Source organism: Rhodopirellula bahusiensis, from assembly GCF_002727185.1.
Classification (GTDB): domain Bacteria; phylum Planctomycetota; class Planctomycetia; order Pirellulales; family Pirellulaceae; genus Rhodopirellula; species Rhodopirellula bahusiensis.
This window is the reverse complement of the sequence record NZ_NIZW01000047.1, coordinates 22,640-33,713: the sequence shown is the minus strand read 5'-3', so window position 1 is coordinate 33,713 and position 11,074 is coordinate 22,640. Positions and strand designations below refer to the sequence as shown.

Here is an 11,074-nt window from a genome sequence, read left to right as displayed (position 1 = left end):
AGCTACTCACGTGGACTCCTCCGGAGCCAATTGGTTGTCAGCCACAGAGAGCACAGAGTTCACTGAGAACAGGATGGAGCTGAACCGTGGTGCATGGGGGACAGAAAATTCAACTCTGTGTCCTCGGTGATCTCTGTGGCTAAACCCATTGACCGACATTGGGATGGTCCGGCTACTTCACTCATGCTCATCCACGACGGCCCCGTCCGGGGCGATACTGTGATCGCCACCAACGGTCTCCCACCCCGAGCTACTCACGTGGACTCCTCCGGAGCCAATTGGTTGTCAGCCACAGAGAGCACAGAGTTCACTGAGAACAGGATGGAGCTGAACCGTGGTGCATGAGGGACAGAAAAATCAGCTCTGTGTCCTCGGTGATCTCTGTGGCTGAACTCACCGATCACAACCGAATTCTGAAGAATCCGGCGACGGAGAACCCTTTGTCACGGTCGAAACGTGAGCCGGTGGTAGGTGCGTTTGAACTCTTTGCGAACCTTTTGCCAAACCGTTCGTTCCGGTTTGGTGCGAATCGTTTCTGCCGCGGACATTCTTGGTTCGTCGCTTGGATTGGCAACAATCGTTCGGGCGATCAAATGAAACAGCGTTTCCTGATGCAGGACTGTTTGCCGACTCCGACGAATCGCATTCAAACGCTGCGAATAGAGATCGCTATCAAGGATCTGTTGGACTTGCTTGACCGAGCCATCGATGTCATCGAGATCGAGTATCACGTAACTGTCAGGATCAAACCAGTTTTCAATGTTGGTGCAACCCGCGTACAACGGCAGGGAGTATCCCAAGAACGCATCGCTGATTTTCTCGCTCCAATAGTTGGGCTCGCAAACATTCTCGAGCGACAAGTGATACGCATGCGGAAGGATCGCGTCAGCCTTGTCGTTCACCTCACGAATGCCGCGACCATACAGGTGCAAGCGGTCACCGATCGCTTCTTGCAACCGATAGACGAACCGCAAACGTTGCCGGTGGCCTTCGTGCAACACCTTGGTGGAGATGACCGCCGAGACGGTGGGCGTCTTCTCTGGCACGGGCAGCGTTTCGAGGTCTTCCAACCGACGCAGCGATTCGGTTTGCCTGCCGAAGAACCATGGCAAGCCACCATGACTGGGAACCCAAGTCCCGGTGAAGCCGGGGATGTTGTAGGGCGAGATCAAAACGCCAAATTGGTTGGCATTGCCGGCGCCAATGTCGACCGCGGGAGAAGGCTCGCCGGTGACCAAGATGCGTCGTGACCTGGGAATGGTCGTCGAGAGAACTTCCGTGGTCAGGTGAGCGACCACCAACCAGTCCACATTCTCCAAGTCATGACTGAAGTGCACCTGCCGAAGATTCGCGTCGCTCGATTCGCCAAGCGTCCCTGGGAACGCCGGTAGCATCCGATGATAAATCTCAGCCGCATTGCCAAAGGGAACGATGCCAACGCGGTCGGTCATAACAGTGGAGATTGGAGCGGTTGGAGTTAGGCTGCCTCGGCGAACGCAGGGGCCTGAAGTTGATCAATCCATTGGCAGACATGTTCGACGCCGACCCGGTTAATGGCTTCCCGATGGGGCAATCCGCCGCGGGCTTTGTTTTCCATTGCCAATGCGTGTTGTTGGTACGGTCCGCGAGCGGAAGGAGATTCGGTCCCTTCCATTGGACCATATAAACCAACCACATTGGCACCTGCAGCGACGGACGCATGCAGCATCGGTGTGTCTTCCGCGATCACCACTCGGGCCAATGGACTCAGTGCAGCGGCCAATGATAGCGTCATGTCCGGTGCGAGCGAAGCGGCGTCCCCGGCGCAAGCAACGATCTGCTCGGCCTTCAATCGTTCCTCGAACGTTCGCCAAGTCACGATGGAGTGCATTTGAAAACGATCGGCCAAGTAGCGAGCCGTCGCGGCATAGCGATCGAACATCCATCCCACCGAAGTCAAGACTCTTCCAGAATCCATCATCGCCAAATCTTGTCCGGCCCAGCGATGACGATATCGCATTGCCGATTGGTGATCAGCTGAATCCACCGGCCAATCGAATTTGGCTTGCGGACGATCAATCTCGAGCGGAGTCAGCAATTCCAACCGACGATCCACCACGTGATGAAACACCGGAGTCACCAGCTCGTTGAGCAAGCTGCGTCTCGGTGCAAAACGTGGCATCGTGTCCCAACCGATTCGACGCGTGGCACCCGACAACTGGCAAACCAAAGCGGAAACGAATGAATCATCGCAATCGATGGCGACATCAAAGGCTTGTGAATTCAACGTTTGCTTGACGCTTCGAATGCCGCGTGGCGATCGGTTCCACCGGACCGGCAGCTCCAGGACTTCGTCGATGGCTGCGTGTTGTTCCAAGAAGTCCGTTTTCTCGACGCCCACTGCGATGCTGACATGCGAGTCGGGAAAATACTCTTTGAGCGAGCAGGCGACCGGCAACGTCAAAATGCAATCGGAGAGATCACCAGGTTGGCTGAGCAGAATCCGCATTGGAGAAGATGGCTCAAGAGACATAATCAGGATCCGTTGAAAAGCAGGATTCGTGGTCAACGCGACGGACGCGAAAAGGCACTATCGACTCGAAATGGATCGAAACGCACGAATGCGAGCCCGCGGGGCCAACCCACGAGTGTCCACCGGCTGATCGAGCACGTAACTGCCGACATTGCCAGCCTGGTCCGTGGCATCGATTCGCAAATAGATCTGACGAGGCAATTGTGGGTCCGCGGGCCACACATAATCACCCAGGTTTCGCAACCCGGCGGCGATCGTGGTCCACGGTCCTTCAGGTGTATCACTAAAGGAAAGCGTGATCGGACGCGACATCAAATATTGGTCTTGGCATCGATAGGCGATCACCAACGAACCGGCTCGGTCGGCTTCCCCGTAGCGAGCCCCCGTGATGCTGACCTCGGGTTCGGTCTGGTCGACCACCACCACGATGTCCGGTGCATCGCCACTGAGCGGACTGGGGCTGGTCAAACCATTCGCGGCCACGACCACGATTTGGAATCCGAAGATGCCTTCGCCGTTCGTTTCGATGTCAAACGGGCTGGCTTTGTCAGGGTCCGTGCCCCAGCGTTTCCAGTTCAGCCCACCATCGGTGGTCCCATAGAGCTCGATCGCTTCGACACCGCGGCCGCCAATCGCTTCGATTTCAAAATCCAAGCTGAATCGGTTGCTGTCGCTGTGCCGAATCACAGAACGTTCCGCCAACCGTTTGAGATCCAGTGTTTCACGCGGATCCAATGTTGTGCGTTCCATCGTCGCGGAACTGGCACGTTGCGACTGGTACCGCATTTCGGATGGAGCCTCCGCCGAACGTCCGTTTGCCTGATTGCCGGAAGCACTGCCGCTCGACAACGGATCGCGACTTTTGCGGTCACCGGTGATCGGCGACCAAGGTGACTGCACCGGTTCCTTCGAACTTTGAATTTTGTCGACCGGAGGAGTTGGTTCCGGAGCGTTCAACTGAGACGGCGCGTTTGTGTTCAGACCAGCCGGCGCGGGAATCGACTCCGGTTGCGATGGCCCCACATGAAACGGCGTTTCAGGTTCCGCCGACGAAGAACCACCGAGCGACTCTTGAGTAGGAGCTCGAACTGCTGGCGTTTGTTGGCTGGGAACTTGAGCCGCTGGTGACTGCGTGGTCGGAGCCTGGACGGCTGGCGTCTGAGGACTGGGCAGTTGCGGTGTCACGGACTGTGGCGAAGGCCCACGCGATTGCGGTGCCGGTGTGTTGAGCGGACGCATGGCTTCCGCGGGTGTTTGTGGACGCGAGGGTGCCGGCAAGGATTCTGCTTCGGGCGTATCGATGTTTTCGATGCTTCGTGTCGCTCCGATTGCGGAATTGCCCGGCTGTTCTCCAGCTCGATTTCCTGCAACAGGACCCGCCGGTTCGGACATCATTCCCGAAGGCAACGGCAACATTTCGGGGCCGTCCAACGCGGCGGGTCCACTGGTTGCGGACGAAGCCTCACCGGGCAGATCGCCGAACCCCTGGAAGATGCCTTGCCCGAACGAGGGGCCGTAGCCGTTGGGTCCCGATGCGAATCGAGTGGTGGGCTTGGATGCGACGCGTGGTTTCTGAACCAGTTCGCTGACGATGGTTTCGTTGCCAGCCTGATCGAGAGCACGAAGACGCAGCGACAATTGTTTCCAATCGTCTTTTGGATGCAGCTGCAACCTGCCGGTGTTGCCTTCTCGTTCGACCGTCGCGACCTGCCATCGACGAGTCGTGTCGGTGACGTAGTGGACGGTCAGCTGACGTGTTTCGGTTGCATCACGAATCGTGAACTTCGCCACGACTCGGCCATCAGCGTCTGAATCGGCTTCCAGATCGATTTGCGGACCTTGCGTGTCGACCACCACTTTCAATTCCGGAACGATTGGTCCCGGCGGGAATGGCCGCCCATTGGCATCCAGCGTTCGGGTGGCAAACCAAAACGTGCCCTCACCAGATTCGCGAATGTGAAACTGGCGAGCGTCCGGTGGTTGGCGATCCAGCAACTTCCACTGTCCCGGCGCGGAGGCGACCTGAGTCCGGGCCCCGACCTGGGTGTACGGATTCTCTTGAGGAAACGGCCCTGATTGCGATTCCTGCATGTTCCCGCGGGATGTTTCCGACGGATCGGCTGGATTGGGTTGGTTTGCGGGAACCGCCACGTACAATTGCACTTCGACGGGCGCTGTTCCTGCTGTCGCAATGTTGAACGGAATCTGGAACGAGTCCGAATTCATGATCACGTCGGCCACTTCCTGAGCCGAGGTGGGCCGCGAATCCGCGACCGTGCCGCCGGCCAATCCTGCCGCCACCACTGCCGCAACCCAGGCACGCCGAAACGCGGTGGAGCGACGGTTCAAACGACTTTGGTGCTGGTCAAATCGCATGGTTTGGTCAAAATCTGGTTTGGCGTGAATTCATTCGACGTCAATTCGAGCGTCACCGCGCATCGACAATCCGTGTTTCGAACATCGGCGTTTCCCGACTGTGGACTTCAACCATTGACCGCTAACAATCCTCAAAATCGTTACGACTACGATGTCGTCGTTATCGGAGCCGGTCATGCGGGAACCGAAGCCGCCGCCGCTGCAGCTCGCCTGGGCGCCAAAACGGCTCTCCTGACGACGAATCTGGACACGGTCGGGCAAATGTCCTGCAACCCAGCCATCGGTGGAGTCGCCAAAGGTCAAATCGTCCGCGAAGTCGACGCCCTGGGCGGCTTGATGGGCGAAGCGATCGACGCCACGGGAATCCAATTTCGGATGCTCAACCGCCGCAAAGGCCCGGCGATGCACAGCCCCCGTGCTCAAGCGGACAAAAAGGCCTACCAGAACTTCATCAAGTATCGGATCGAGACCCAACCCAACCTTGACCTGCGGCAAGAAACCGTCGAGGACTTGATCACAGAACCGATCGCCGACGGACAAGACCGCTTGGCCAATCAGCGAGTCATCGGGGTGCGAGTTCGCGGGGACGCGGTCTATCACGCGCCGACGGTGATCCTGACGACCGGCACGTTCTTGCAAGCGATCATGCACACTGGCAAATCGCAATCCGCCGGAGGACGCGCGGGAGAAGGAACCACGGCGGGACTGAGCGGCGCGCTGCACCGAATGGGTTTCACGCTGGATCGCTTCAAAACCGGGACGCCGCCAAGGCTCAACGCTCGCACGATCGATTACTCGGGACTGGAGGAGCAACCCGGCGACGATGACCCGCAGCCGTTCAGCTATCTCAACGATGCAATCAGCCTGCCCCAGATGGCGTGCCACATCGCGCACACCAACGAACGTGTGCATGATCTGATTCGAGCGAACCTGGATCGAGCCCCGATGTACAGCGGCCAAATCGATTCCCGAGGCCCGCGTTATTGCCCGTCGATCGAAGACAAAGTCGTTCGCTTTGCCGACAAGTCCAGCCACCAATTGTTCCTCGAACCCGAAGGCCGGCAAACTTGCGAGGTCTACGTCAACGGGATCTCGACCAGCCTGCCGCGTGATGTTCAAGACGCGATGTTCCGATGCATTCCCGGCTTGGAAAACGCCGCGATCATGCGATACGGGTACGCCGTCGAATACGACTACTGCCCGCCGACTCAGTTGTGGCCGCACCTGGAATCCAAAGCCGTTGCGGGGCTGTTCTTTGCCGGCCAAATCAACGGCACAACTGGGTACGAAGAAGCCGCCGGCCAAGGCTTGATCGCGGGCCTGAATGCCGCTCGCACTGCCGCATCGAAAACGCCTTGGGTGCCTTCCCGACAGGACGCTTACATCGGCGTGTTGGTCGACGATTTGGTGACGAGCGGCACCGACGAGCCCTACCGAATGTTCACCAGCCGCGCTGAATACCGGTTGCTTCTGCGACAAGACAATGCCGACCGCCGACTGACCGCTCAGGCCGATGAATTGGGTCTGATCGATGCCGCTCGACGCGAACGGTTCCATCAGAAGCTGGCTGAGATCGAACGAGGAACCGAGCTGTTGAAACAAGCCAAGGTTCAACCCGAATCGGGCCCAACCGTTCGCGGTGATGTCTACCTGCGTCGTCCCGAGGTGACCTGGGACGTGATCGCCGAGCAGGTCCCTGAGCTCGCGAGCATCGGTAGAGGTGCGGCGGAACAATGCTCGATCGACATCAAGTACGCCGGCTACATCGATCGCCAACAAGCCGAAGTCCACAAGCAATCGCGACATGCGGAGAAGACGATTCCCGTTTCGTTTGATTACGACCGAATCGGACCACTTCGCAACGAAGCGAAAGAAAAGCTCACCAAGGTTCGGCCGTTGAATTTGGGACAAGCCAAACGGATCAGCGGGATCACACCAGCGGACTTGGCGCTCGTGCTCGCTCACCTCGAAAACAACTCGCTCTCGCAAGCGAACTCAGCCGCGTCGGGCGATTCCACTTCGTCTGACGAAACCACCCAACCCACCTCCTCTGCTTCGGATTCCCATTGACCGCCGATCGAAACACGCAAAACCCCAACGCACAAAGCTCCTTTGCAATGATGTGCTGCGCCCACGGCGCAGAAACCTTGGTCAAAGAACAAATCGCCAGCGAAGGATGGCGTCTCGCTTTTTCGCGGCCAGGCTTCGTCACCGCCAAGCACGATCAAACGAAGCGATCACCGACTGGGGTTTTCATTCGGACCGCGGCTCGATCACTGGGATCGGCCAAGGGCAATCACTCGGCGGAGATGATTCAAAAGCTGCAACAATGCATCGCGTCTGAAACGGTGCCGTTTGATCAAATCCACGTTTGGCCGCGCGACCGCACCGCGATCGGACGATTTGATTTCGAACCTGGCATCGATGAAGTCTCCGCAGCGGTCGCCGATGAGATCTGGTCCGCCCTGCATGACGGTTCCACGACCGGCGGCCCTGGCTTGGCTTGTGCTCGCCCCAATCAAATCGCCGAAAACGGCCAGCGGATCCTCGATGTCGTTTTGGTCGATCCATCGCAGTGGTTCTTCGGAACTCACGAAGCGACGACCCTTCCGACACGCTGGCCCGGCGGAGTCCAACCCATCGAACCCGCGTACGAACCAATTTCCCGCGCCTACTTCAAAGCGGCGGAATCGATCGCTTGGAGTGGATTCGACATGCGACCGGGTGACTTGGCGGTCGAAGTCGGAAGTGCTCCCGGGGGAGCCTGCGGCCGATTGCTGGAACTGGGCATGCAAGTCATCGGCGTCGACCCGGCCGATATGGACCCTCGAATCGGAGATCACCCACGATTCATTCACTACCCCGCTCGAGCCGGCGACCTTCCCCGCCGAGTTTTTCGCGGAGCCAAATGGTTGCTGGTCGACTCAACCGTGAAACCAGATGCGACGCTCAGCACCGTCCGCAACATGGTGGACAGTCGCGAAACGAGTTTCCGTGGCTTGCTGATCACAATGAAACTTGGCGAATATGAAAACGCGACTCACTTGGAACGCTGGTGCAACTTCATCCGCACCTGGGGAATCGAGCGTTTGGAAGTACGCCAACTGGCTCGCAATCGCTGCGAAGTCTGCGCAGCCGTGACAATGCGAGCCTGATCGGAGGCTGAGCCGGCTACTTTTGGCTCAGAAAAGCGGTTGTCGACGCGATTTGCGAACGAGACGCCGCCAAAGTGAACATGCGATCACACAAATCGCGTTTCGAACAGACTTTCCACAAAGCAGGAACGATGAGGGGGGAAGTGTCTCGCAATTGGCGAGAACATCTTTCTCTGCCGAAGCTTGCGTAGAAACGCTGTAAGGGTTGAGCTTGGTCAATTCATGCATCTTTCACACAACAAATCTTGTCCCTGCCCCTCATCCTGCCTACACTTTGCTCGCACAACTTACCCAATCTCCCACGATTTCAATTTTCTCGGTGATTTTGCCGTGACTTTTGGGGAGACTCCAACAAAACTGTTGTGCAGTCTGGGCAGAGAATCCATCAAAGCTCAGAATGAAGACTGAATTTTAGGCAATTGAGACACCCTAACCAGAGACACACCATGAAACGCTTTGCTGCCTTCGCTGGCATGCTCGCGATGACGATGACCATCGCCGTCGCTCAAGACTCGAACGTCAAATTGAATGACCACCTGACCGTTCCCCAGTGGGTGAACCCAGCAGTTTCTGGCGAGCTCTCGGGCCGCCTGATCCTTCCTTCAACGGACGGATCATCGGAAACGATCGCGGACGCAACCATCGTGATGACCGACGCGTCGGGCAAAACGTTGCGTTCGAAGAGCAATGCTGAAGGTGACTTCACTTTCACAGGCGTGGCTCCTGGCGTTTACGCACTGTCCGCTCGTGCCGACGGTATCTTCGCATGCTGTGCAATGCACGTTGTCAGCGACGACATGGCTTCATCGGAAATGTTCCCGAAGACTGCTGAAATCGCTGCTGCTGGAATCGACTACTCGATCATCAAGTCGTCGATCATTCGCTACTTGCCACCAGCTGGCAAAGACAGCCTGACGTCGATCGCCAAGGCTGACTTGAAGGGAATCTCGAGCCAAGTTGTTGGTGAGAACCTCTTCCGCGTCGCACAATCCAACGGTGGCATGAAAGGCCGTATCCACATGGCTGGTGCTGAAGGCCGCAGCCTCACCGATGCTGGACTCTTGAACATTTTCCTGATCCACGACGGCGAAACAGTTGACCGTGTTGTCAGCAACCGTGACGGATCATTTGAATTCGCTGGTGTTGATGCCGGCGAATACTCGATCTTGGCAATTGGTTTGTCCGGAATGGGCATGGCTGGTTTCGAATTGGTTGACGAAGCAACCGCCAACGCCGAAACCGCTTTGGTCAACGCCAATGGCGAAACCTTCGTCGGATTCGGACAGGCCAGCGATTGCTGCTGCTGTTGCCCTCAGTTTTCAATGCAAGTTGCTCCATTGCCAATGGCAATCGAAGCCTGCAACGAAGTTGTGATCGGTGAATCGATCGTTGTTGAAGAAACCATCATCGATGATGGCATGATCGTGGAAGATGGCTTCGGTGGTGCAGTGGATGCCTTCGGCAATCCAGTGGACGCATTCGGAAACCCTGTCGGTGGCGGCGGATTCGCCGGTGGTGGCGGTAGCTACGGAGGCGGCTTTGGTGGCGGCGGAGGCGGTGGCTTCGGCGGCGGACTGGGCGGAATCGCTTCGCTCGCTGGCTTAGGCATCGTTGCAGCTTCGCTGGATGACGACGACAACAACGTCTTCCCACCACAACCTGCCAGCCCAATCGTTCCCTGATCGATCACATTCGATTCGGACTCACTTAAAAGGTCGCGGGACCGTCTCAACCCGCGGCCTTTTTTCGTGCGCCGATCGTCGTCGGCTTCCCTTTCTGGCATAATACCAGAAAACTCAGACCTATCCCTTTCCCTCCTCTCTCCCAATCCCACCTGAGGACCCTATGAGTCTTGTTGAAGGTGCTCCCGCCCCAATCAATCCCGAAGTCCAAGCCGCCGCGGCAAAGGCACTCGATCAGCTCAACGAACACACTCTGAAAACCGTTCATTGGCACTTCAGCGATGACACGGGATCGCCGTTCTGGCTCGAAAAGAAGGCGGAACTTAACTTCGACCCGCTCACTGACGTGAAATCGTTCGATGACCTGAAGAAGTTCCCCCACTTTGAGGACGAATGGCTCCGAGGCGGTCCCATCAATCGCTGGGTCCCCAAAGGTCATGCCGGCAAACCCGTTTACGTTTTCGAAACGGGCGGGACGACCGGAATCCCCAAAAGCCGAATGGTGATCGAGGATCATTGGAAGGATTACGAGCTGTTCAGCGACACGCTCCCGGATGAGCATTTCCCGAAAGGGTCAAACTGGCTCATGCTCGGCCCCAGTGGCCCGCGCCGCCTTCGTTTGGCAGTGGAACACCTCGCACAGCACCGTGGCGGAATCTGTTTCTGCATCGACCTGGACCCTCGTTGGGTTGTCAAGTTGATCAAGAAGGGGTGGATGGACCACCTCGAAGAGTACAAGAAACACTGCATCGATCAGGCCATCACGATCTTGACCGCGGGACATGACGTGAAATGCATGTTTGCCACGCCCAAGTTGCTTGAATCATTGAACGAGGGGCTCGAAGAAAAAGGCACCTCGCTGGCGGAAGTCGGCATCAAAGGGATATTTTCCGGCGGCACGGAGTTCACACCTCAGTGGACTCGATTCGCCGTGGAAGAAATGCTTGGCGGATCGCCCGATGAAGGTGGCGTGTTCATGACTCCCACCTATGGGAACACGTTGATGGGGCTCGCTTGCAGCAAACCCATCACCGCCGCGGATGGGTACAAGATCAGCTACTACGCACCACAACCTCGCGCGGTCACCGAAGTCGTTCAGTTCGACGACTACAACGCCAAAGTTGGATACGGAGAAACGGGCCGCGTGAAGCTTTACACGCTGACGGATGAATTCTTTGTGCCTGGATTCATGGAACGTGACGAAGGCGAACGCGAACAGCCTTTTGACACCTATCCCTGGGATGGGGTCAGCGGCGTACGTCCGTTCCACGAATTGGCGAGTGCCACCACCGTCGGCGTCTATTGATTGACGCTGCCGTTCGGCACATCGACATCACCCTCGTTCCACC

Annotated in this window: 7 protein-coding genes; 4 read left to right on the top strand and 3 right to left on the bottom strand. The window is 57.5% G+C overall.

Annotated elements, in window-relative coordinates; translation table 11 throughout:
• Positions 1-443: 443 nt before the first annotated feature.
• Genes CEE69_RS30965 through CEE69_RS30955 form a run of 3 tightly spaced genes read right to left on the bottom strand, consistent with a single transcriptional unit; the run spans position 444 to position 4,888 of the window.
• Complete coding sequence (locus tag CEE69_RS30965; RefSeq protein WP_099264368.1) at positions 444-1,451, bottom strand: glycosyltransferase family 10 domain-containing protein; 1,008 nt, start codon at positions 1,449-1,451, stop codon at positions 444-446.
• Between the two features lie 26 nt (positions 1,452-1,477).
• On the bottom strand, positions 1,478-2,512 hold the full coding sequence (locus CEE69_RS30960) for a glycosyltransferase family 9 protein (RefSeq protein WP_233215822.1): 1,035 nt from the start codon (positions 2,510-2,512) through the stop codon (positions 1,478-1,480).
• A 57-nt stretch (positions 2,513-2,569) separates the two neighbouring features.
• Positions 2,570-4,888, bottom strand: coding sequence for a hypothetical protein (locus CEE69_RS30955; RefSeq protein WP_233215821.1), 2,319 nt, complete (start codon positions 4,886-4,888; stop codon positions 2,570-2,572).
• 72 nt (positions 4,889-4,960) lie between these two features.
• Here CEE69_RS30955 and mnmG point away from each other — a divergent pair, with 72 nt between their 5' ends.
• The 4 genes from mnmG to CEE69_RS30935 all read left to right on the top strand — a co-directional run bounded on the left by mnmG (position 4,961) and on the right by CEE69_RS30935 (position 11,031).
• Positions 4,961-6,958: a tRNA uridine-5-carboxymethylaminomethyl(34) synthesis enzyme MnmG gene (gene mnmG / locus CEE69_RS30950; protein ID WP_099264371.1), complete on the top strand. Its 1,998-nt coding sequence runs from the start codon at positions 4,961-4,963 to the stop codon at positions 6,956-6,958.
• Positions 6,955-8,043: an SAM-dependent methyltransferase gene (locus CEE69_RS30945; protein ID WP_099264366.1), complete on the top strand. Its 1,089-nt coding sequence runs from the start codon at positions 6,955-6,957 to the stop codon at positions 8,041-8,043. The genes mnmG and CEE69_RS30945 overlap by 4 nt, the downstream gene beginning before the upstream one ends.
• A gap of 446 nt (positions 8,044-8,489) precedes the next feature.
• Entirely contained in the window at positions 8,490-9,725 is a 1,236-nt protein-coding gene (locus CEE69_RS30940) for a carboxypeptidase-like regulatory domain-containing protein (protein ID WP_099264365.1), read from the top strand.
• Positions 9,726-9,888: 163 nt separating this feature from the next.
• Entirely contained in the window at positions 9,889-11,031 is a 1,143-nt protein-coding gene (locus CEE69_RS30935) for an acyl-CoA synthetase family protein (RefSeq protein ID WP_099264364.1), read from the top strand.
• The last annotated feature ends 43 nt before the right edge of the window (positions 11,032-11,074 follow it).

What these genes read in the sequence shown, in the direction of transcription:
- CEE69_RS30935 (WP_099264364.1), top strand. Translation starts at nt 9,889, where the DNA reads ATGAGTCTTGTTGAAGGTGCTCCCGCCCCAATCAATCCCGAAGTCCAA.
- CEE69_RS30965 (WP_099264368.1), bottom strand. Translation starts at nt 1,451, where the DNA reads ATGACCGACCGCGTTGGCATCGTTCCCTTTGGCAATGCGGCTGAGATT.
- CEE69_RS30940 (WP_099264365.1), top strand. Translation starts at nt 8,490, where the DNA reads ATGAAACGCTTTGCTGCCTTCGCTGGCATGCTCGCGATGACGATGACC.
- CEE69_RS30955 (WP_233215821.1), bottom strand. Translation starts at nt 4,888, where the DNA reads ATGCGATTTGACCAGCACCAAAGTCGTTTGAACCGTCGCTCCACCGCG.
- CEE69_RS30960 (WP_233215822.1), bottom strand. Translation starts at nt 2,512, where the DNA reads ATGTCTCTTGAGCCATCTTCTCCAATGCGGATTCTGCTCAGCCAACCT.